Annotated in this window: 19 protein-coding genes and 8 tRNA genes; 10 read left to right on the top strand and 17 right to left on the bottom strand. The window is 67.5% G+C overall.

Annotated features, from left to right (window positions below; translation table 11 throughout):
• Window positions 1-7 precede the first annotated feature (7 nt).
• Window positions 8-1,057 (top strand): glycosyltransferase family 9 protein, encoded by a 1,050-nt coding sequence (locus tag CSC65_RS15680; RefSeq protein ID WP_162411518.1) that lies wholly within the window; start codon window positions 8-10, stop codon window positions 1,055-1,057.
• Window positions 1,058-1,088: 31 nt separating this feature from the next.
• On the opposite strand, the gene CSC65_RS15675 is transcribed toward CSC65_RS15680, so the two are convergent.
• On the bottom strand, window positions 1,089-1,496 hold the full coding sequence (locus CSC65_RS15675; RefSeq protein WP_162411517.1) for a DUF6165 family protein: 408 nt from the start codon (window positions 1,494-1,496) through the stop codon (window positions 1,089-1,091).
• 111 nt (window positions 1,497-1,607) lie between these two features.
• A tRNA-Ser gene (locus CSC65_RS15670) sits at window positions 1,608-1,698 on the bottom strand.
• A 191-nt stretch (window positions 1,699-1,889) separates the two neighbouring features.
• On the opposite strand from CSC65_RS15670, the gene CSC65_RS15665 reads away from it, so the two are divergent.
• Entirely contained in the window at window positions 1,890-2,594 is a 705-nt protein-coding gene (locus tag CSC65_RS15665) for a PP2C family protein-serine/threonine phosphatase (protein ID WP_162411516.1), read from the top strand.
• Window positions 2,595-2,615: 21 nt separating this feature from the next.
• On the opposite strand, the gene dnaQ is transcribed toward CSC65_RS15665, so the two are convergent.
• Genes dnaQ through CSC65_RS15650 form a run of 3 tightly spaced genes read right to left on the bottom strand, consistent with a single transcriptional unit; the run spans window position 2,616 to window position 4,489 of the window.
• The gene (gene dnaQ, locus CSC65_RS15660) at window positions 2,616-3,353 is read right to left on the bottom strand and encodes a DNA polymerase III subunit epsilon (protein ID WP_162411515.1); all 738 of its coding nucleotides are present in this window, start codon (window positions 3,351-3,353) and stop codon (window positions 2,616-2,618) included.
• Between the two features lie 6 nt (window positions 3,354-3,359).
• Window positions 3,360-3,812, bottom strand: coding sequence for a ribonuclease HI (gene rnhA, locus CSC65_RS15655; RefSeq protein ID WP_162411514.1), 453 nt, complete (start codon window positions 3,810-3,812; stop codon window positions 3,360-3,362).
• Between the two features lie 20 nt (window positions 3,813-3,832).
• On the bottom strand, window positions 3,833-4,489 hold the full coding sequence (locus CSC65_RS15650; protein WP_162411513.1) for a hypothetical protein: 657 nt from the start codon (window positions 4,487-4,489) through the stop codon (window positions 3,833-3,835).
• Between the two features lie 11 nt (window positions 4,490-4,500).
• Between CSC65_RS15650 and gloB the strand changes: the two genes are divergently transcribed.
• Window positions 4,501-5,262, top strand: a complete 762-nt coding sequence (gene gloB / locus CSC65_RS15645) for a hydroxyacylglutathione hydrolase (protein ID WP_162411512.1) — start codon at window positions 4,501-4,503, stop codon at window positions 5,260-5,262.
• A complete protein-coding gene (locus CSC65_RS15640; protein WP_162411511.1) occupies window positions 5,259-6,449 on the top strand; it encodes a lytic transglycosylase domain-containing protein in 1,191 nt (396 codons plus the stop codon). Before gloB ends, CSC65_RS15640 begins: the two co-directional genes overlap by 4 nt.
• A 170-nt stretch (window positions 6,450-6,619) precedes the next feature.
• Here CSC65_RS15640 and CSC65_RS15635 read toward each other — a convergent pair whose 3' ends face one another.
• The 8 genes from CSC65_RS15635 to tig form a co-directional block, all read right to left on the bottom strand.
• A complete protein-coding gene (locus tag CSC65_RS15635; protein WP_162411510.1) occupies window positions 6,620-8,596 on the bottom strand; it encodes a peptidyl-prolyl cis-trans isomerase in 1,977 nt (658 codons plus the stop codon).
• A 184-nt stretch (window positions 8,597-8,780) separates the two neighbouring features.
• Window positions 8,781-8,857 (bottom strand) — tRNA-Asp (locus CSC65_RS15630).
• A 48-nt stretch (window positions 8,858-8,905) separates the two neighbouring features.
• A tRNA-Val gene (locus CSC65_RS15625) sits at window positions 8,906-8,980 on the bottom strand.
• An 11-nt stretch (window positions 8,981-8,991) separates the two neighbouring features.
• Window positions 8,992-9,324 (bottom strand): HU family DNA-binding protein, encoded by a 333-nt coding sequence (locus CSC65_RS15620; RefSeq protein WP_274379422.1) that lies wholly within the window; start codon window positions 9,322-9,324, stop codon window positions 8,992-8,994.
• 152 nt (window positions 9,325-9,476) lie between these two features.
• Complete coding sequence (gene lon / locus CSC65_RS15615; RefSeq protein WP_162411508.1) at window positions 9,477-11,948, bottom strand: endopeptidase La; 2,472 nt, start codon at window positions 11,946-11,948, stop codon at window positions 9,477-9,479.
• A 180-nt stretch (window positions 11,949-12,128) separates the two neighbouring features.
• Complete coding sequence (gene clpX, locus CSC65_RS15610; RefSeq protein WP_162411507.1) at window positions 12,129-13,418, bottom strand: ATP-dependent Clp protease ATP-binding subunit ClpX; 1,290 nt, start codon at window positions 13,416-13,418, stop codon at window positions 12,129-12,131.
• Between the two features lie 151 nt (window positions 13,419-13,569).
• On the bottom strand, window positions 13,570-14,193 hold the full coding sequence (clpP, locus tag CSC65_RS15605) for an ATP-dependent Clp endopeptidase proteolytic subunit ClpP (protein WP_425501380.1): 624 nt from the start codon (window positions 14,191-14,193) through the stop codon (window positions 13,570-13,572).
• Between the two features lie 114 nt (window positions 14,194-14,307).
• A complete protein-coding gene (gene tig, locus CSC65_RS15600) occupies window positions 14,308-15,603 on the bottom strand; it encodes a trigger factor (RefSeq protein WP_162411505.1) in 1,296 nt (431 codons plus the stop codon).
• A gap of 269 nt (window positions 15,604-15,872) precedes the next feature.
• Here tig and CSC65_RS15595 point away from each other — a divergent pair.
• From CSC65_RS15595 to CSC65_RS15570, 6 genes are all read left to right on the top strand, one after another.
• Window positions 15,873-15,949: transfer RNA gene (locus CSC65_RS15595), tRNA-Pro, on the top strand.
• A gap of 36 nt (window positions 15,950-15,985) precedes the next feature.
• Window positions 15,986-16,062: transfer RNA gene (locus CSC65_RS15590), tRNA-Arg, on the top strand.
• A 34-nt stretch (window positions 16,063-16,096) separates the two neighbouring features.
• Window positions 16,097-16,173: transfer RNA gene (locus CSC65_RS15585), tRNA-His, on the top strand.
• 84 nt (window positions 16,174-16,257) lie between these two features.
• A tRNA-Lys gene (locus CSC65_RS15580) sits at window positions 16,258-16,333 on the top strand.
• Window positions 16,334-16,425: 92 nt separating this feature from the next.
• Window positions 16,426-16,511 (top strand) — tRNA-Leu (locus CSC65_RS15575).
• A 302-nt stretch (window positions 16,512-16,813) separates the two neighbouring features.
• On the top strand, window positions 16,814-17,572 hold the full coding sequence (locus CSC65_RS15570; RefSeq protein ID WP_162411504.1) for a Bax inhibitor-1/YccA family protein: 759 nt from the start codon (window positions 16,814-16,816) through the stop codon (window positions 17,570-17,572).
• A gap of 71 nt (window positions 17,573-17,643) precedes the next feature.
• Here CSC65_RS15570 and CSC65_RS15565 read toward each other — a convergent pair whose 3' ends face one another.
• From CSC65_RS15565 to grxC, 4 genes are all read right to left on the bottom strand, one after another.
• Window positions 17,644-18,966, bottom strand: a complete 1,323-nt coding sequence (locus tag CSC65_RS15565) for a Na+/H+ antiporter NhaC family protein (protein ID WP_162411503.1) — start codon at window positions 18,964-18,966, stop codon at window positions 17,644-17,646.
• A 131-nt stretch (window positions 18,967-19,097) separates the two neighbouring features.
• Window positions 19,098-20,102, bottom strand: coding sequence for an isocitrate dehydrogenase (locus tag CSC65_RS15560; RefSeq protein WP_162411502.1), 1,005 nt, complete (start codon window positions 20,100-20,102; stop codon window positions 19,098-19,100).
• Between the two features lie 150 nt (window positions 20,103-20,252).
• Window positions 20,253-20,654: a carboxymuconolactone decarboxylase family protein gene (locus tag CSC65_RS15555; protein ID WP_162411501.1), complete on the bottom strand. Its 402-nt coding sequence runs from the start codon at window positions 20,652-20,654 to the stop codon at window positions 20,253-20,255.
• The gene (gene grxC / locus CSC65_RS15550; RefSeq protein WP_162411500.1) at window positions 20,651-20,944 is read right to left on the bottom strand and encodes a glutaredoxin 3; all 294 of its coding nucleotides are present in this window, start codon (window positions 20,942-20,944) and stop codon (window positions 20,651-20,653) included. Before grxC ends, CSC65_RS15555 begins: the two co-directional genes overlap by 4 nt.
• Window positions 20,945-21,083: the final 139 nt, after the last annotated feature.

Genomic DNA, 21,083 nt, shown 5'->3' with positions numbered 1-21,083 from the left:
CAAGCGAATGCGCCCATCACTCTGCCTGCTGCGCCTGTCCGCCCTCGGCGACGTGACCCATGTCGTACCGCTGGTGCGCACCCTCCAGCGCGCCTGGCCCGGCTCGCCGGACAGGACGCCGCCGCTGCACTGGATCATCGACCCTGCCGGCAAGCGCCTGCTCGACGGGCTCGAGGGCGTGGTCTTCCATGTCTATGACAAGCGCACCGGCCTGGCCGGCATGCGCGCCCTGCGCGCCGCGCTGCCGCCGGAAGGCTTCGACGTGCTGCTGCAGATGCAGGTGGCGTTCCGCGCCAACCTGCTGTCGGCGCATGTCCGCGCGAAGCGGCGGATCGGCTACGACCGCTCGCGCTCCAAGGACCTGCACGGGCTTTTCATCAACGAGCGCATCCCCGACCGGCCGGGCATCCACGTGCTCGATGCGATCGGCAGCTTCTGCGAACCCCTGGGCCTGAAGCAGACGGAAGTCACCTGGGACCTGCCGGTGCCCGATGCGGCGCGCGAGTGGGCCCGGGCGCAATGGCCCGAGGACGGCACGCCGGTGCTGATGATCTCGCCCTGCTCCAGCCACGCGCGCCGCAACTGGTATCCCGAGCGCCATGCCGCACTGGCCGACCACGCCGTGTCGCGCGGCTGGCGGGTGGTGCTGTGCGGGGGACGCAGCGAACTCGAGCGCAGCACGGCCGACGCGATCCTGGCGGCGATGCGCGGCCCGGCCCTGGACCTGGTCGGCAAGGACACGCTCAAGCAGCTGCCGGCCCTGCTCGAGCGCGCCCGCCTGCTGGTCACCCCCGACTCCGGACCGATGCACATCGCCAATGCGATGGGCAGCAAGGTGCTGGGCCTGCATGCGGCCAGCAACCCGGCCCGCAGCGGCCCCTACTCCGACCGCCGCTACTGCGTGGACCGCTACGACGACGCCGCGCGCAAATACCTGGGCAAGCCTGCGTCGGCGCTGAAGTGGGGCACCAAGATCGAGCACGACGGGGTGATGGACCTGGTCACCGTGGATGACGCGATCGGGGCGTTCGAGCGCTACCGGGCCGACCACGGCTGAGCCGGCGCGGGTCGCGGCCCGCAAGGGCCGATCAGGGCGCGGCGCCGCTCCGGTAGTCCTGGTACGACTTCTCCTCGACGTAGGCCGAGCCCAGCGCCAGGTTGATGTCCTTCTTCACCCGCGCGCGCTCGTCGTTCTCGAAGTAGACGCTGCGCGCCAGACGCACGAATTCGTCGTCGAAGGCCTGGGCCTTCTCCTTGACCCGGACCTCGTCCTCGATGTCCCACAGGCGCTCGTTGACCGCCTTGAGCTGCGCCCGCAACAGGGCGATGTCGCCGCCGGCCGCCGGATGCTGCATCCAGGTGCGCTCCAGCGCGGACAGCTCCTTGTGGACATTGGCCAGCTTGGCCGGATCGGTCATCCGCTCGGCCTTGATCTGCAGGATCGAGATCTTGTCGAGCAGTTCGCCGAACGAGACGGGCACGATGATTTCGGACATGGGTCGATGCGTCTATGGGATCGACACAGTCTACCGCCCCCATCCGTGGGGTCCGCGTAACGGCCCCAAAACAAAAGGGGTCACGCCGGAAGCGCAACCCCTTGAATAATCTGGCGGAGAGGGAGGGATTCGAACCCTCGAGGCGCTATAAACGCCTGCCTGATTTCGAGTCAGGTACATTCAACCGCTCTGCCACCTCTCCGCGGTCCCCGGCATGACCGGGGCCGTGCATGATACGGATACGGCCTGCCCGGGACAAGCTGGCCCTACCCCCCGCGACACCGTTCGCGAATGACGTGCCGGCACGCCATCGCGTAACCTGCCTTGCCCGTTGTCCTGTCCGTCCGGATCATTGCGTATGCATTTCTTGAGCACCCCGGCCCGCCGGCAGACATGATCGAATTCGGACACCTGACCCACGTCGGCCTGCGCCGCCAGCTCAACGAAGACACCTATTACGGCGACAGCGAGCTGGGACTGTGGCTGGTCGCCGATGGCATGGGCGGACACGCCTGCGGCGAAGTCGCCAGCGCCCTGGCCCGCGAGACCATCGTCCGCGAGATCCGCAGCGGCACCCCGCTGACCCAGGCCATCCGCATCGCCGACGAGGAGATCATCCGGGTCTCGCGCCGGCGCAACGACGCCCTGCCGATGGGCACGACCGTGGTCGCCGCCCGGGTCCAGGGCCAGCGCTTCGAAGTGGCCTGGGTCGGCGACAGCCGCGCCTACCTGTGGCGCGACGGCAAGCTGGCCCAGCTCAGCCAGGACCACAGCTACGTGCAGGACCTGATCGCGCAGGGCACGCTCACGCCCGAGCAGGCCCGCTCCCATCCGCATCGCAACGTGGTCACCCAGGCGCTGGGCGTGACCGACCCCAACCACCTGAACGTGTCGACCATGGCCGGCGAACTGCGGCCGGGCATGCAGCTGCTGCTGTGCAGCGATGGCCTGACCGAGGAAGTGGACGACCGTCATATCGCTACCACCCTGGGCGAGCAGGAATGCAGCGCCCAGGAATGCGTCGACACGCTGGTCGCCGCCGCCCTGGACGGTGGTGGGTCGGACAACGTCACCGCGGTGCTGGTGCGCTGCCAGTAGCGCCCGGCACGCGGCGGCGGCTCAGGCCGGCACGCCGTCCGTGACGGCCGGCGATTCCACGACCGCATCCCACACTGCCCGCCCCGCCTTCTTGCGCAGGGTCTCCAGTCGGCGCAGGTGCGCCTCCTGTTCGCCCGGCAGCAGGCCGATGCGCGGACGCTCGCCAGTCGCGGGGATGAAACTGGCCGCCGCGGCCGGCCGCGCGTCGTGCGCCTGCGCGTCGCCGAAGCCGATCTCCTCCTGGCCCGAGGTCAGGGCGACGTAGACGTCGGCGAGGATCTGGGCGTCGAGCAGCGCGCCGTGCAGTTGCCGGTGCGAGTTGTCCACGCCCAGCCGCTTGCACAGCGCGTCCAGCGAATTGCGCTGGCCCGGATACCGCTGGCGCGCCAGCAGCAGCGTGTCGACCACCGTGGTGCGATCGGCCATCCGCCCGTACTGGCTACCCGCCCGCGACAGTTCGTTGTCGAGGAAGCCCAGGTCGAAGGCCGCGTTGTGGATGATCAGTTCGGCGCCATCGATGTAGGCGAGGAACTCTTCGACGACATCCTCGAACACCGGCTTGTCGGCGAGGAACTCCAGGGTCAGGCCGGTGACTTCCTGCGCACCGGGTTCGAAGTCGCAATCGGGCTTCAGGTAGCGGTGGAAGTTGCGGCCGCTCGGGCGCCGTTCCAGCAGCTCGACGCAGCCGATCTCGACCACGCGGTTGCCCTTCTTCCACTCTAGTCCGGTGGTTTCGGTATCGAGGATGATCTGTCGCATGCGCGATCAGTGTACCGCGCCGGCGTCGCGCACCTGCTCGGCGGCGGTACGCGCGAGCACGTCAACGCGCTCGTTGTCCGGATCGCCGTTGTGGCCCTTGACCCAGCGCCAGTCGATCCGGTGGCGGCTGGCGGCAGCGTTCAGGCGCTCCCACAGGTCCCGGTTCTTGACCGGGTCGCCGCCGGCAGTCTTCCAGCCGCGCCGCACCCAGCCGGCCATCCACTCGGTGATGCCCTGGCGTACGTACTGCGAGTCGGTCTGCAGCATCACTTCGCATGGTTCGCTGAGCGCCTCGAGGCCGCGGATCGCCGCCATCAGCTCCATGCGGTTGTTGGTGGTATCGGGTTCGCCGCCGGCCAGCTCGCGTTCGTGGGCGTTGTAGCGCAGCAGTGCGGCCCAGCCGCCGGGACCGGGGTTGCCCAGGCAGGCACCGTCGGTGTGGATTTCGATCTTCTTCATTGTTTTCCTGTGGTTCTACTTCATGCCGCGGGTGCGGCACCGTGGCGCCAGCCCCGGGGCGCAGGCGCCACCGGCGCCAGTCCACGCTTCTCGGCCACGATCACGCGACAGGCGCGCAATGGCGACACGCCGCTGCCGGGTCCGTCGCCGGCATCGTCCTGCAGCATCCGCCAGCATGGCCCGATGAAGCGCGTCATGTCGACCTGCAAGCCCTCGTCGCGCAGCCGCTTCTGCCATGGACCTGCCGCGGAAGCCGGAAGGTCGCGCAAGCAACGCAGGCGGTAGGGACTCCACGGATTGGCCAGGAACAGCCACAGGCGGCCGCCATCGACCAGCACGCGCGCGCACTCCTCGATCAGCGGCCCTGCATTGCACGCGCCGGGATGCTGCAACACCACGTCGCCCAGGCACTCGCTGGGCAATGGCAGGGGCAGCCCGCAGCGCACCGTACCGGCATAGACGCCGCCTTCCGGCCGGAGCAGCAGGCCACGCGGTGGCGGCGTGACCCAGTCCGGCGCCGATTCCGACGGCGGAACCAGCCACAGCCAGGGGCGGGCCGGTCGCGCAGCCAGCTGGGTCGCAAGCCAGCGCCGCTCTTCGGCGAGCAGCCATTGCGCCTCCTTCCCGCTGAACCGGATCGAGGCGCCGGGTTGACGGCTAGGCGCGGCGACGGGCATCGTCGGATTCTATGCGACTGAGCATGCTGCCCGCATTCGAGGACAACTACATCTGGGTCCTGCGGGACTCACGGCGTGCGTTGCTGGTGGATCCGGGCGATGCGGCGCCGGTGCTGGCCGCCGCGCGCGAGGGCCTGGAACCGGCCGCGATCCTGCTGACCCACCACCACCCGGACCATTGCGGCGGCGTGCCCGCGCTGCTGGAGCGCTGGCCCGGGCTGCAGGTGTTCGCGCCGGACGACGAGCGGATAGCCGTGGAGTGCGAACGTGTCGGCGAGGGCTCCCGCTTGCGCATACTCGACAGCGACGTGCAGGTGATGGCCGTGCCGGGGCATACGCGCAGCCATGTCGCATACGTGACCGATGGCCATCTGTTCTGCGGCGATACGCTGTTCAGCCTCGGCTGCGGCCGCATGTTCGAGGGTACGCCCACGCAGATGCACGATTCGCTGCAGCGGCTTGCGTCCCTGCCCGGCGACCTGCAGGTGTGCTGCGGGCACGAATACACCCAGGCCAATGCGGCGTTCGCGTGCGAGGTCGAACCCGGCAATCCCGACCTGGCCACGCGTCGCGCCCAGGTGCTGCGCCACCGCGCGGCGGGTTTGGCCACGTTACCCACCACTCTCGAGAGCGAGCGCGCCTGCAACCCGTTCCTGCGTTGCAACGTGCCGGCGGTACGCGAAACCGTCGCGCGCCGGCTCGGCCATGCGCCCGCCACCCCGGTGGAAACCTTTGCCGCGCTGCGCAGCTGGAAGGATGGATTCCGCGCATGACCCTACCCCGTCGCGCCCACGTGCCGTGCCTGCTCGCCGCGCTCATGCTGACCGCGTGCACTACGCCCGCTGTCCGGTCGCCGGATGCGGGCACCCCGTCACCTGTCTCGCCCACCCCGTCACCTGCTCCATCAGCCGTCTCCACCGAACCGCCAGCCCATGGGGTACAAGCGGCGGAAGCGGCAGGCCCATCCCCCGGCAACGGGCTGGCCATCTACGAAGACTTCCGTACCGGACTGGCCGAGCCGCAATGCGGCAATTCCCAGGCCCGTTGGCGCAAGCATTTCGCCCATGCGCCCCAGCGCCTCGGCGATCCGGGTACCGACACGCTGCTGCTGTTCGCCCATGTGGTCGAGTCGCTGCGCGCAGCCGGTCTGCCGACCGAGTTCGCCCTGATCCCGTTCGTGGAGAGCGGTTACGCCCCCGGCGCCCGCAGCAAGGCCGGTCCCGCGGGCCTGTGGCAGTTCATCGCGGTGACCGCACGTGGCCATGGCCTGCGGGTCGAGCCCGGCTACGACGGACGGCTTTCGCCGGCCGAGTCGACCCGCGCGGCAGTCAGCTACCTGAAATCGCTGGACGATACCTTCGACGGCAACTGGCGGCTTGTCGCGATGGCCTACAACGCCGGCGAGTACCGCGTACTGCAGGCGCTGCGACGCAGCGGCGGCAACATCTCCAGCGCCACGCCTGAAAGCATCAAGGGCCTGTCACCGGTGACGTATGCCTACGTCGAGAAGCTGCATGCGCTGGCCTGCCTGCTCGAAGAATCGGGCGAGCGCACACAGTGGCGCGCCGGGCTCGACCAGCCGGTCCCGCGCCTGCGTGCCGTGCCCTTGGAGAACGCGAAGTCGCTCGATGCCTGGACGGCAAAGAACGACCAGGATGCGAAGGTGCTGCGCCGGTTCAATCCAGCACTGGCCGGCCACTGGCCCAGCCGCGGCGTGCCACTGGCCCTGGTGCCTACTGGCGTCCAGGGCGACATGTCGGTGGCTGCAGCCACGTCTGCGCGCAGCGGCACTGACGAGGCGGATGCCACTGCCGGCTCGGCCACGCACACCGTCCGCAAGGGCGATTCGGCCTGGAGCATCGCCAGGCACTACGGCGTGACCACGCGCCGCCTGCTGGAACTCAACGACTTGAAAGCCAACAGCGTGCTGCGCCCGGGCATGGTGCTGCGCCTGCAGTGATCGCTGGGGCGCTCATCCGCCCTCCCCAGAATCGTCCGAGCAGGGCGCCGGGATCGCTTGCATGCGGCCGCACCAGCGACAGTCGCATCGGCCCTCCCATCCCATAAGCGAGAAAGGCGCGGAAGAAACTCTTCCGCGCCTTGCCTGCGACTGATGCATCGCGTGGATGCTTACAGCTGGCTTTCCTCGATCACGATGTCGAAGCTCTTGCGGATCTGGCGGACGTAGGCTTCCGCGGCCGCCGCACCGTCGATCTGTGCGAACTGCTTGCGCAGCTGCTCGCGCTGCTCGGGCTGCAGTTCCGCCACATCGCCCGGATGCACGCCGGTCACTGCGAACAGCGCTAAGCGTCCATCGGGCATTTCGAAATGACCCGCAGCGACCTTGCCCTCGGCCGGCGGAGCGACCGCGAAGATCTCGCGGTTGGCCTCAGGCGACGGTGCCGGCACGCCACGCGGCAGGCCCGGCAGCGGCATCACCTGCGCACCCACCGAGGCGGCCACGTCGGCCATGGTCTCGCCTGCCTGCACGCGCTTGGCCAGCGCATCGGCGGCGGCGCCGGCGGCAGCCTGCCGTCGATCGACGCGGATCGCCGCAACTACCTGGTCCTTGACCTCGGCCAGCGGTCGCGGCTGTTCGGGAGCGTGCTCGATCACGCGGATCACGACGCTGTGCTCCGGGCCCAGCTGGATCGGATCGCTGGCCGTGCCGTCCTCGATCAACGCTTCGGAGAAGGCCGCCTTCTTGACCTCGGGCGAAGCGCCGATACCGATCGTGTCCTCGCGGGTGAACGGACCCAGCTTCTGCACCTGCAGGCCCACCTGCTCGGCCGCGGGAGCCAGCGATGACGGGTTCTGGTAGACCAGGTCGGTCAACCGGCCGGTCAAGTCGCTGAAGGCCCGCTCGCGATCCACCTGTGCCTGTTCGCGCGCCAGTTCCTCGCGCGCCTCCTCGAACGACACCTGTGCACCCTGCTTGAGTTCGCGCAGCTGCAGCACATGGAAGCCGAAGTCGGTCTTGACCGGACCGCGGACTTCGCCGGACTGCATCGAGAACAGGGCCTCCTCGAACGGCGCAACCATTGCACCGCGCTCGACCCAGCCCAGGTCGCCGCCACTGTCGCGCGAACCCGGATCCTCCGAACTGGCCTTGGCCAGCGCGGCGAAGTCGGCGCCCGGCGCCTTGGCTTCGGCCGTCAGGCGCTGCGCCTTTTCTTCGGCCGCCTTCAGCGCAGCCGCGTCGGCATCCGGTTCGACCCGGATCAGGATGTGCGATGCCAGGCGCTGCTCGGGCTCGACGAAGCGCGCTTTCTCGTCCTCGTAGCGCTTGCGCAACGTCGCCTCGTCGGCGGGAACGGCAGGCGGCAAGCTGTTTCCATCCACCTCGACGTATTCGATCGTCACCGATTCGGGACGGACGAAATCAGCCGGGTGCGCGTCGTACCACGCCTGGATTTGCGCTTCGTCCACCGCGGCGGTGTCTTCCGGCACCTCCGGCAGCAACGCGAGCTCGACGTCGCGCTTCTCGCCGGACAGGCGCAGGATGCGGTCGAACTCGGCATCGGTCACGAACGCCGACGTACCCAGGCCCACGGGGATCAACGACTGCTGCAGCGAATCGCGCACGAGCAGTTCGAACTGCGTCGGCGTCTGCGCCGGCACCTGCGATGCGAGCGCCAGCTGGTAGCGGTTCGCGTCGAACTTGCCTTCGACCTGGAAAGCCGGGATCGATGCGATGTAGTCCCTGACCGCGGCATCGCCGACCACGACCCCGGCACGCTCGGCGGCGAGTTGCAGCGCCTTCTCGTCGACCAGTTGGTCCAGCACCTTGCGCTTGTTCTCCACCGTCTCGAAAGCGCGAGGGTCGAACGCCTCGCCCTGCTCCTGGCGGACGCGCATGCGCTCCTGCTCGAAACGCTGGCGGAATTCGTCCACGCCGACTTCGCGGTGCTCCCACAGCGTCGACGCCGGCCACCATTTCGGGGCGCCTTCCCACCACGTCGGCGGCGCCTTGACCTGGGCCACGTTGTTGGCACCCATGCCGCCCATGTAGCGCTGGTCGATGACGAACAGGAACGGGACCATCAGCAGCGCGATGATGATTGTGGCGACCCAGCCCGATGTCCGGTCGCGGAGCTTCTGCAGCATTGTTGCCTGCCTGGTGATTAAGCGGGAAAAGTAAGCGGCGCAGTTTAACCCGTCGGGACCGGCCCTGGCGCCGTGTGGAACGGACCCAGTCTGGCGGCCTGGGCATGGGCCCGGCCCTGGTCGGCCCTGGAGCGGATGCACAAAGAGAAAGGGCCCCTGGTTTCCCAGGGGCCCTTTCGGATAGTGGCGGAGTGGACGGGACTCGAACCCGCGACCTCCGGCGTGACAGGCCAGCATTCTAACCGACTGAACTACCACTCCGCTTTTGAAACTCGCCAGCACCGAAGTACATGCTGGTGTCGGGTGACTTGGTGGGTGCTGAGGGTTTCGAACCCCCGACCCTCTCCGTGTAAAGGAGACGCTCTACCGCTGAGCTAAGCACCCGAGCGAGACGATCAGTTTACTGCATCCTTCAGGGCTTTGCCAGCCTTGAACGCCGGATTCTTCGACGCCTTGATCTTGATGGTCTCGCCAGTCTTCGGGTTGCGACCGGTACGGGCGGCGCGCTTGCGCACCTGGAACGTACCGAAGCCCACCAGCGTCACCGCGTCGCCCTTCTTCAGCGCCTTGGTCACGCTGTTGATCACCGCGTCGACCGCGCGTGCGGCTTCCGCCTTGGTGAGCTCGGCATCATTGGAGACGGCGTCGACCAGATCGGTTTTGTTCATTCTTCTTTGCTCCCTGTGCGGCCTTGCCGCGAGATGAGTGACCGGATCCGCGCCATGCAGGGCGAACCCGTAGGTCCGGTGCCACCGCACGGTCTGGACCGTCGGCAGGTGCGCCCGTTATACAGGGCGCCGCCCCCCTGCCGCAAGCCGGAAATGCAGCAACGGCGCGGGTTTTTGCCTCCCGCGCCGCCGCGATTCCAGCACCCGGTTGATCAGTGCTTGACGCCCGTCCGGTCCTCCGCGGCCCGCTGGCGGCGTCCACCGGATTTGCCACTGCGACCGCCGGTCTTGCCGGCCTCGGGTCGCAGCGGACGCTCCAGGGCCAGGTCGAGCACCTCGTCGATCCAGCGCACGGGCACGATCTTCAGACCCTCGGTGACGTTGGCCGGGATGTCGGCCAGGTCCTTGCGATTCTCTTCCGGGATCACCACGGTGCGGATGCCGCCGCGCAGCGCCGCGAGCAACTTCTCCTTCAACCCGCCGATCGCGGTGACCTTGCCGCGCAGGGTGATCTCGCCGGTCATGGCGAGGTCCGCGCGCACCGGAACCTTGGTCAGCGTGGAGACCAGCGTGGTGACCATGGCGATGCCTGCGCTGGGGCCGTCCTTGGGCGTGGCCCCGTCCGGCACGTGCAGGTGCACGTCCTGCTTCTGCAGGAAGTCGACTTCGATTCCGAGCCGTTCGGCACGCGAACGAACCACCGACAGCGCCGCCGAAGCGGACTCCTTCATCACGTCGCCCAATTGGCCGGTCAGGATCAGCTGGCCCTTGCCCGGCACCAGCGTGGCTTCGATCTGCAGCAGGTCGCCACCCACCTCGGTCCATGCCAGCCCGGTGACCAGGCCGATTTCGTTCTGCTCCTCTGCCCGACCGTAGTCGAAGCGGCGCACGCCCAGATACTTGTCCAGGTTCTTCGAGGACACCTGCACCAGCGGCGCCTTCGGCTTGCGTGCCTGAGTCTTCTTGCCCGCGGCCTTCTTCGCCGGCTGCGGACCCTTGAGTGCGATCTCCTTGACCACCTTGCGGCAGATCTTGGAAATCTCGCGCTCCAGGTTGCGTACGCCGGATTCGCGCGTGTAGTAGCGCACGATGTCGCGCACCGCATCCTCGGCGATCGACAGCTCCTCGGGCTTCAGTCCATTCGCCTTGAGCTGCTTGGGCACCAGGTAGCGCAGGGCGATGCTGAGCTTCTCGTCCTCGGTGTAGCCGGGGATGCGGATGACTTCCATGCGGTCCAGCAGCGGGCCCGGGATGTTCAGCGAATTGGACGTCGCCACGAACATCACTTCCGAGAGGTCCAGGTCGACCTCCAGGTAGTGGTCGTTGAACGAGTGGTTCTGCTCGGGGTCGAGCACCTCCAGCAGTGCCGAGGACGGATCGCCGCGGAAGTCCATCGACATCTTGTCGATCTCGTCCAGCACGAACAGCGGGTTCTTCGTGCCGACCTTGTTGAGGTTCTGCACGATCCGGCCCGGCATCGAACCGACGTAGGTGCGACGGTGGCCGCGGATCTCGGCCTCGTCGCGCACGCCACCCAGGCTCATGCGCACGAACTTGCGGTTGGTGGCCTTGGCGATCGACTGTCCCAGCGATGTCTTGCCCACGCCAGGCGGGCCCACCAGGCACAGGATCGGGCCCTTCATCTGCTTCACCCGCGTCTGCACCGCCAGGTACTCGAGGATGCGGTCCTTGACCTTCTCCAGCCCGTAGTGGTCCGCGTCCAGCGTGTCCTGCGCGGCAGCAAGGTCCTTGCGCACCTTGCTGCGCTTCTTCCACGGCACGCCCAGCAACCAGTCCAGGTAATTGCGCACCACCGCGGCTTCGGCGGACATCGGCGACATCTGCTTGAGCTTGTTGAGCTCCGCTCGTGCCTTCGTTTCGACAGCCTTCGGCATGCCGGCCTCGGCGATGCGACGCACCAGCTCCTCCATCTCGCCCGGGGAGTCGTCCAGGTCGCCCAGTTCCTTCTGGATCGCCTTCATCTGTTCGTTGAGGTAGTACTCGCGCTGGCTGCGCTCCATCTGCGACTTGACCCGCCCGCGGATGCGCTTCTCCATCTGCTGCACGTCGATCTCGCCCTCGACGAGGCCGACCAGCAATTCCAGCCGCTCGCCGATGTCGGCGCTTTCCAGCAGCCGCTGCTTGTCGGCCAGGCGCACGCCAATATGGGCGGAGATGGTGTCGGCCAACCGCCCGGGCTCGTCGATGCCCGACAGGGTCTGCATCAATTCCGGCGGCAGCTTGCGGTTGGTCTTGACGTACTGCTCGAACAGGCTGGTCAGGGTGCGCGCCACCGCCTCGACCTCGCGCTCGCTGCGCCCGCTGCCGGCTTCGATCAGTTCACCGCGGCCGTGCAGGGCACCGTCACGCTCGACGATCTGGTCCACATGCACCCGGGACGTACCCTCCACGAGCACCTTGATCGTGCCGTCGGGCAGCTTCAGCAACTGCAGCACCTGGGCCAGGGTACCGACCGCATACAGGTCACCGGCATCCGGATCGTCGGTTTCGGCCGACTTCTGGGCCACCAGGAGGATCTGCTTGTCGGATTCCATCGCCTGTTCCAGGGCGCGCATGGACTTGTCGCGGCCGACGAACAGCGAGATGACCATGTGCGGGAACACGACGACATCCCGCAAAGGCAGGACTGGCAGCTCCAGGGCGTCGGATCTGTTGCGGGACATGAAGACTCCGGGATGTGGGGGTGACGGCTGTTGCCATCCTGCCCCCCGTTATGGGGGCAAGCCCCAAGGGATGCAAGAAGGACTCCAATGTCGTTTCCGATCATGCAGATACAAGAAGCCCCGGGAGGACCGGGGCTTCTTCAACTTCCTGAACGTCGCGCCCATCAGGCGCCGCCTGCGCTACTCGGCGGAGGCGACCTTCGGCGCGGGGGCCGCAGGCGTCTGGTAGATCAGGTACGGCTCGGTCTTGTGTTCGATGACCGACTCGTCGACCACGACCTTGCTGACGTTCTCCTGCGACGGCAGGTCGTACATGGTATCCAGCAACACCGACTCCACGATCGTACGCAGGCCGCGGGCACCGGTCTTGCGCTTGAGCGCCTTGCGGGCGATCGCCGCCAATGCGTCGGGCCGGAACTCCAGTTCCACGCCTTCCATCTCGAACAGCTTGCGGAACTGCTTGGTGATGGCGTTCTTCGGCTCGGTCAGGATCTTGACGAGGGCCGGTTCGTCCAGCTCCTCCAGCGTGGCGACCACCGGCAGGCGGCCGACGAACTCGGGGATCAGGCCGAACTTGATCAGGTCCTCCGGCTCGACCTCGGCCAGTAACTTGCCGGTGTCTGCCTTGCGCGCCTGGCTCTTCACCTTGGCGCCAAAGCCGATGCCGCCGGCCTCGGTGCTGCGCTGCTGGATGATCTTGTCGAGCCCGGCGAACGCGCCACCGACGACGAACAGGATGTTCTTGGTGTCCACCTGCAGGAATTCCTGCTGCGGATGCTTGCGCCCGCCCTGCGGCGGCACGCTGGCCACGGTGCCTTCGATCAGCTTGAGCAACGCCTGCTGCACGCCTTCGCCGGACACGTCGCGGGTGATCGACGGGTTCTCGCTCTTGCGCGAGATCTTGTCGATCTCGTCGATGTACACGATGCCCTGCTGCGCCTTGTCGACGTCGTAGTCGCACTTCTGCAGCAGCTTCTGGATGATGTTTTCCACGTCCTCGCCCACGTAACCGGCTTCGGTCAGCGTGGTCGCGTCGGCGATCGTGAACGGCACGTTGAGCAGGCGCGCCAGCGTCTCGGCCAGCAGCGTCTTGCCCGAGCCGGTCGGGCCGACCAGCAGGATGTTGGACTTGGCCAGCTCGACGTCTTCGTTGCGCTGGCGGCTCTCGATCCGCTTGTAGTGGTTGTACACGGCCACGGCGAGCGTCTTCTTCGCCCGCTGCTGGCCGATCACGTACTGGTCCAGCACCTCGAGGATCTCGCGCGGCTTGGGCAGCGAGCTGCGCGCCGACTGCGCCTTCTCCTCGAGTTCCTCGCGGATGATGTCGTTGCAGAGCTCCACGCATTCATCGCAGATGAACACGCTTGGACCGGCGATCAGCTTGCGCACTTCATGCTGGCTCTTCCCGCAGAAAGAGCAGTAGAGGATCTTGGTGCTGTCGCCGGAACGGCCCTGGCGGTCTTCGCTCATGCTTGGTGTGTCCAGTATCGCAACCCGTGTGAGACGGGTTCCGGTTCGAGAATAACACAGGGTCGGAACCGCGCCAGCGGCGCGCCGGACCCTGCGGAATGCGGTGGCGGAACCCCGGGCCGGCGGTTCCGCGGGAAGGCCGACGCTTGGCTCAGCCGGCCTGGATCGACTCGTCCGTACGACGCTCCAGGACTTCGTCCACGAGCCCGTAGGCCTTGGCATCGGCCGCGCTCTTGAAGTTGTCGCGCTCGGTGTCGCGGGCGATGGTCTCGATCGACTGCCCGGTGTGGTGGGCCAGGATCTCGTTCAGCCGCGCGCGCATGCTCAGGATCTCGCGGGCGTGGATGTCGATGTCGGTGGCCTGGCCCTGGAAACCGCCCAGCGGCTGGTGGATCATCACCCTGGAATTGGGCAGCGCGTAGCGCTTGCCCTTCGCGCCCGCCGCCAGCAGCACGGCACCCATGCTGGCCGCCTGGCCGACGCAGATCGTGCTCACGTCCGGCTTGATGTACTGCATGGTGTCGTAGATCGCCATGCCGGCCGTGACCAGGCCACCGGGCGAATTGATGTAGAGACTGATGTCCTTCTCGGGGTTCTCGGCCTCGAGGAACAGCATCTGGGCGATGATCACGTTGGCGACATGGTCTTCGACCGGGCCGACCAGGAAAATCACGCGCTCCTTCAACAGCCGCGAATAGATGTCGTACGCGCGCTCGCCACGGCTGGTCTGCTCGACCACCATCGGGACCAGGTTGAGGGCTTTGGTCGGGATCATGTTCATCGGTGCGTACGCTCCTGGGCGTGCCTGTCTTGGGGGTGGCGCCCGGGATTCCGGACGCCCTTGGGCAGGGTAACGGGCGCGGCGGTCATGCCGCACCCGTCGTCGCCGTCATCCCCGGATCGCTTCCTGGAACGACAGCGGCGTTTCGGTGTGCTGGGCGCGCTCGGCGATCCAGTCGATCACCTGCTCTTCCATCACACGACCCTGCAGTCCCTGCATCAACTGGGGGTCGTTGCGGTACATCTCAATGACCTGCTCGGGCTGCTCGTAGGTCGAAGCGATCAGGCGCAAGGTCTCGTTCACGCGCTTGGGGTCCAGGCGCAGGTCGTGGCGGCGAGCGACCTCGCCCACCAGCAGGCCGGCCAGGACGCGCTTGCGCGCCGGTTCCAGGAACGCTTCATGGGCGTTGGCCGGGGGCTGGCCGGGGTCGCGACCGCCGCGGCGGATCTGCTCCAACTGCTGGGCCAGCATGGCCCGCGCCTCGTTCTCGACCAGCCGTGGCGGCAGTTCGACGTGGGCGTAGGTGGAGGTCAGCTGCTCACCGACCTCGCGACGCAGGCGACCCATCAGCGCGCCCTTGAGCTCGCGCTCGAGGTTGCTGCGGATGTCGTCCCGGAACTTGTCCTTGTCGCCACTGCGCACGCCGAAGCTCTTGACGAAAGCCGCGTCGACGTCCGGCAGCACCGGCTCGGACACCTGGGCCAGGGTCACGTGGACGCTCGCGGTCTTGCCGGCCAGCTGCGGCTGGCGCCAGTTCTCCGGGAAAGCGACGTCGATGACCGTTTCCACGCCGATCTCCAGCCCGGCCAGCGCGTTCTCCAGCGCGGGCAGCAACTGGGCGGAACCGATGACCGTGGTGAACTGTTCCACGCCCTCTGCCGGCTGGCGGAAATCCTCGACCTGGGTCCACAACGAGCCGGCGACGAGGTCGCCCTCCTTCGCGGCGCGTTCGACCTTGTTCCAGGTACGGCGCTGCTGGCGAAGGTTCTCGATCATCTGGTCGATGTCGGCGTCGGTCACCTCGGCGGTATTGCGCACGACGGTGAGCTTGGCGACGTCGACGTCACCGAAGTCCGGCACGACCTCGAAGGTGGCGACAAAGTCCAGGTCGCCCTCGCTGGCCCGGTCGATGCGCGGATTGCCGGCCAGGCGCAGGTCGTGCTCGCGCACGGCCGAATCGAAGGTCTGGCGGACCAGGCCACCCAGCACTTCAGCCTTGACCTGCTCGCCGTAGCGCTGCTCGATCACCTTGGCCGGCACCTTGCCGGGGCGGAAGCCCTTCATTTTCGCGGTGCGCGCGATCTCGCGCAGGCGCCCGCTGACGCCGGACTCCAGCTGCTCCGCCGGCAGGCTGAAGTTCATGCGGCGTTCGAGATTGCTGGTGGATTCGACGGAAACTTGCATGGTGGTCTGGCTCCTGCCGCCGGGGCTCCTGCCCACAGCGCAAATCAACGGGTTTTCGAGGGTCAGGCACCGGCTTTCCTGCCGGCCCCGCGGAACGCGCTAGTTTCGCCTATCGGCAGCGGCTGCGCCAGCCTGCAGCTGTTCCCGGCATTGACAGGCCCGGCGCGCTTCCCGAACAATAGCCGGCCTTCCTGAGGCCCACTGGGCAGCATGAAGCCGGGACCGGCAGGCCGGACTCAGTGGACTGACGCCGGACCGACCCAGCACACCGGGGTATAGCGCAGTCTGGTAGCGCGCCTGCTTTGGGAGCAGGATGTCGGGGGTTCGAATCCCTCTACCCCGACCATCCCGCCGCAGGGCGGGTGATGTGAGACCGCGTTGTGCGCCCGTAGCTCAACCGGATAGAGCACCGGCCTTCTAAGCCGGCGGTTGCAGGTTCGAGTCCTGCCGGGCGCGCCATCACAGGGCGTCGGCGGATACAGGTTTTTTTGTGGTGGCTGTAGCTCAGTTGGTTAGAGTACTGGATTGTGATTCCAGTGGTCGGGGGTTCGAATCCCCTCAGCCACCCCACTTGTTCTGACGCGGCGCATGCCGCGGAGCTTGCCAGGAAAGCGTAATTCGCTAGAATGTGCAGCTCGGTTGTACGGGTTCATCGGGCCGTTAGCTCAGTTGGTAGAGCAGTTGACTCTTAATCAATAGGTCGAAGGTTCGAATCCTTCACGGCCCACCATCCCGAAGAAAGCGCCCGGCCTGTCCGGGCGTTTTTGTGTCCGCCTCACCCCCGCGCGATGATCGGCGGCACGGTTAGAATGCGGGCGAACTGCGAAAGTGGCGGAACTGGTAGACGCACTGGATTTAGGTTCCAGCGGGTAACCCCCGTGCGGGTTCGAGTCCCGCCTTTCGCACCAGCCCGGGAATGAATCTAACCCCGGGCCACGACACCCTGGAAGCGCACAGGCTCCCTACCGCTGCCGCCGGGCGACCAGCCTGACGACGACGGCCACCCGCCGCCCAGCGACCCCGTGTTTACGCATCGCCCGCATGTCGTCGGCAACTTGCCGCCTCCAAGTCGAAACACCATGCGCGAGCCACAGCGAGCCATCGCCCCCTCTGCGATGCGGACAGGTAGCCCTGCAGGCGATCCGACCGACCGCCCCGCTGCGTGTATCCTTGGTCGATCGACTTACCATACCGACGGAGCGACTCCACGATGCGCAGCGGAAATCCGGCTTTCAAGGAATCCACTTTCCTCGACCTTGGCAGCGGCGCGGTCGTTTCGCGCGATGGCGGTGCGATGACGCTCGCCGGCACCAGCAACAAGACCGGCCTGCTGCTGCTGCTGGCGGTACTTACCGGCAGCTGGTCGTGGAGCCAGGCGTTCGGCGCCGACGGCACGGTCAACCCGAACATCGGCCTGTATCTGTGGGGCGGCCTGCTCACCGGCTTCGCGCTGGCCCTGGCCACCATCTTCAAGAAGACCTGGGCACCGGTCACCGCGCCGCTGTATGCGCTGGCCCAGGGCGTGTTCCTTGGCGCGATCTCGGCCATGTACGACGCCCGGTTCAACGGCATCGTCATGCAGGCGGTCCTGCTGACCATGGGCACCCTGTTCGCGATGCTGTTCGCCTATCGCAGCGGAATGATCAAGGCCACCGAGAACTTCAAGATGGGCGTGGTCGCCGCCACCGGCGGCATCGCGCTGGTCTACCTGGCCACGATCGTCCTGGGCTTCTTCAACATCCAGATCCCGTTGATCCACGAGTCGGGCATCATCGGCATCGGCTTCAGCCTGTTCGTGGTGGTGATCGCGGCGATGAACCTGGTGCTGGACTTCGATTTCATCGAGAACGGCGTCGACCAGGGCGCGCCCAAGTACATGGAGTGGTACGGCGCGTTCGGCCTGATGGTCACCCTGGTGTGGCTGTACCTGGAGTTCCTGCGCCTGCTGTCGAAGCTGCAGTCGCGCTGAACCCCGGCGGCACCGCTGGAACGGAAACGGGGCGCCTCGGCGCCCCGTTTCCGTTCCAGCACTTCACGCCCTCAATCGACCGGCGTGGCCGGAGTCGACGCCTTCCGCGCGGGCCAGAGCATGAACACGATCGCCGACAGGGCCAGCAGCCAGCAGTAGTGCACGCTGCCTGCCAGGGCCAGCGGCGAGACCGCGGCGAGCGATGCGGCCAACAGGATCTGCGCACCGTACGGCTGCACGCCCTGGACCACGCAGGCGAAGATGTCGAGGATGCTGGCCGCACGGCGCGGGCTGATGCCGTGGCGCTGGGCGATGTCCTTGGCGAGGCTGCCGGTGACCAGGATCGCCACGGTGTTGTTGGCGGTCAGCGCGTCGGTGCCGGCCGCAAGCGCGGCAATGCTGAACTCGCCGGAGCGGCGGCCGGTATGGCCGCGGGCGAACCTGGCGATCGCCTGCGCCAGCCAGGCCAGGCCGCCGGTCGCCTTGATCAGCGCCGCCAGGCCTCCGATCAGGATCGACAGCAGGGTGATCTCGACCATGCTCTCGAAGCCGGCATAGATGTCGCCGACGAAATCGACGGCTCCATACCCGGGCGCCATCGCCAGGCCGAAGCCGCCGGTCACCACCAGGCCGATCCCCAGTACCAGGACGACGTCCAGCCCGGTCAGCGCCAGGACCAGCACCAGCACGTAGGGCAGCACCAGCCAGGGCGATGCCTCCGCCGCTTCAGGCACGGGCACGCTGTCGCCCAGCGTCGCCAGCAGGATCACGGTCGCGATCGCGGCCGGCGCGGCGATCTTGAAGTTCTCGCGGAACTTGTCGCGCATTTCCGCGCCCTGGCTGCGGGTGGCGGCGATGGTGGTGTCGGAGATGATCGACAGGTTGTCGCCAAACATCGCACCACCCAATACCGCACCCAGCACCAGCACGCGGTCCAGTCCCGAGGCATCGGCCACGCCCAGTGCGATCGGTACCACCGCCGCGACCGTGCCCATCGAAGTGCCGATCGACAACGAAACGAATGACGCCACCAGGAACAGCCCTGGCAGGATCAGCGCGGCAGGCAGCGCGCCCAGCCCGAGCGCGACCACCGCGTCGACCGCGCCGATCGCCTTGGACACCACGGCGAAGGCGCCGGCCAGCAGGAAGATCAGGCACATCAGCATGACGTTGCTGTCGCCCATGCCGGCCAGCAGGGTCGGCTGCGCCGGCACGCCGCGGCGGCGCGCCAGCCACAGGCCCAGCGCAAGGGCCGGCAGGATCGCCACCGGCGCGCGCAACTGGTAGAAGCCCATCGGCTCGCCCTGGGCGGTGTAATACAGCCCGGCGCCGAAGAACAGCGCCAGGAACAGCAGAAGCGGGGTCAGCGCCAGCGCGCTGGGGCGGACGGACATGGCCGGGCCTCGGATGCGGGCCGGGGATTGTGCGTCGCATCACGGCGCCGGCCAACGCCATGGATGGCACAGCCTCCAACAAAAACGGGACGCTGTGCGTCCCGTCGTTGCGTGTTGCCGCCAGCGCCGGATTACAGGCGGGTGGCGATCGCCTGGGCGAAGCCCATCGTGGTACCGCTGCCGCCCAGGTCGCCGGTCAGCGAGTCCTTGGCCTCCAGCGTGGCCACGATCGCCTTGCGCAGGCGCTCGGCGTTCTGCGGCTGGCCGATGTGGTCGAGCATCTGCGCGGCCGCCAGCAGCAGCGCGCAGGGATTGGCGATGCCCTTGCCGGCGATGTCCGGCGCGGTGCCGTGCACGGCCTCGAAGATGGCCGCGTGCTCGCCGATGTTGGCGCCCGGGGCCAGGCCCAGGCCGCCGACCAGGCCGGCGCACAGGTCGGAAATGATGTCGCCGAACAGGTTGGTGGTGACCAGGATGTCGAACTGCTCGGGGCGCATCACCAGCTGCATGCAGGCGTTGTCCACGATCATTTCCTGGAACTCGATGTCCGGGTACTTCGCCGCGACCTCACGCGCCACGGCCAGGAACAGGCCCGAGGTCGACTTGATGATGTTGGCCTTGTGCACCGCGGTCACCTTCTTGCGGCCGGTGCTGCGCGCCAGTTCGAAGGCGTAGCGCACGATCCGCTCGGAGCCCTTGCGGGTGATGCGGGTGCCGGAAATGGCGGTCTCGCCGTCGGCCGACACTTCCTGGCCCTCGGCCAGGTAGGCACCCTCGGTGTTCTCGCGCACCGTGATCAGGTTGATGTTCTCGTAGCGGGACTTCGTGTTCGGGAACGAGATCGCCGGGCGCACGTTCGCGTACAGGTCGAAGTGCCGGCGCAGGCTGACGTTGATCGAGGTAAAGCCGCCACCGATCGGGGTCGACAGCGGGCTCTTCAGCGCGACGGTGTTGCGCGCGATCGAGTCCAGGGTCTCCTTCGGCATCAGGTCGCCGTGCTTCTCGAGCGCGGCCACGCCGGCCTCGGCAAATTCGTACTCCAGGCCGGCGCCGAGCTGGTCGAGCACGTACAGGGTCGCGTCCATGATCTCCGGGCCGATGCCGTCGCCGCGGATGACCGTGATCTTCTGGGTCATGGGTAGTGTTCCGGAACAGGCGCGCCGGCCCTGGAAGCGGGCACGGCACGTGGGGAAGGGAAAGTTTGTCGTGAAATTATGCCCGATCCCCGGTGAACACCCCACATCGACCTTGGGAGGGTGCGCGGACGGGAAGGCCCGCGGACCGGCTCAACCGTGGTCGTGGGCAGGTGCCGCGGGGTCCGCCGCCCCTGCTTCCAGCTGGTCCAGGAAGTCCACCGCCCGGCGCAGGTGGGGGATCACGATCGAGCCACCCACCACCAGGCCGACCGAGAAGGTCTCGAAGAACTCGTCCCGCGAGACCCCGGCTTCCTTGCACTGGGCGACGTGGTAGCTGATGCAGTCGTCGCAGCGAAGCACCATCGAGGCCACCAGGCCGAGCAGCTCCTTGGTCTTCAGGTCCAGCGCACCGGCCTGGTAGGTCTGCGCGTCCAGGGCGAAGAACCGCCTCACCACCTGGTTGGGCTCGGCAAGGATCCGCTGGTTCATGCGCTGGCGGAATTCGGTGAACTCGCGGACGCGGTCGGCGCCGTCCTCCCCCTGCCCGCTCACGCCGAGGCCTCCGGGACCTGGCCGTGCCCATCGAGAAGCGGCAGCAGGCCACCCTTGCGATGCAGCGCCATCATGTCGTCGTAGCCGCCGACATGGACGTCGCCGACGAAGATCTGCGGCACGCTGGTGCGGCGCGCAAGGTCGATCATCTTCCGGCGCTCTTCCAGGTCGAGGTCGACGCGGACCTCGGTCCACTCGCGCCCCTGGCTTTTCAGGAAATTCTTGGCGGCCACGCAATACGGGCAGATGGCGGTGGAATAGATCACGATCGGAGGGGCAGACGGGGACACGGGAAACTCCGCGGGACGATTGGGGTCAATACCGATATGGTAGCGGCGGCGCCGCAGGCAGCCTCCACGGGTGGAACACAGCGGGTTAACCGCCGATTCACCCGCGCCCCAGGCGCCGCCGCCATGCTCACGCCGACCG

Origin of the sequence: Pseudoxanthomonas daejeonensis, assembly GCF_010093205.1 — a bacterium.
In the GTDB taxonomy this organism is placed as follows: domain Bacteria; phylum Pseudomonadota; class Gammaproteobacteria; order Xanthomonadales; family Xanthomonadaceae; genus Pseudoxanthomonas; species Pseudoxanthomonas daejeonensis.
Note: the sequence above shows the minus strand (reverse complement) of the source record. Positions and strands in the feature narration are given on the sequence as shown.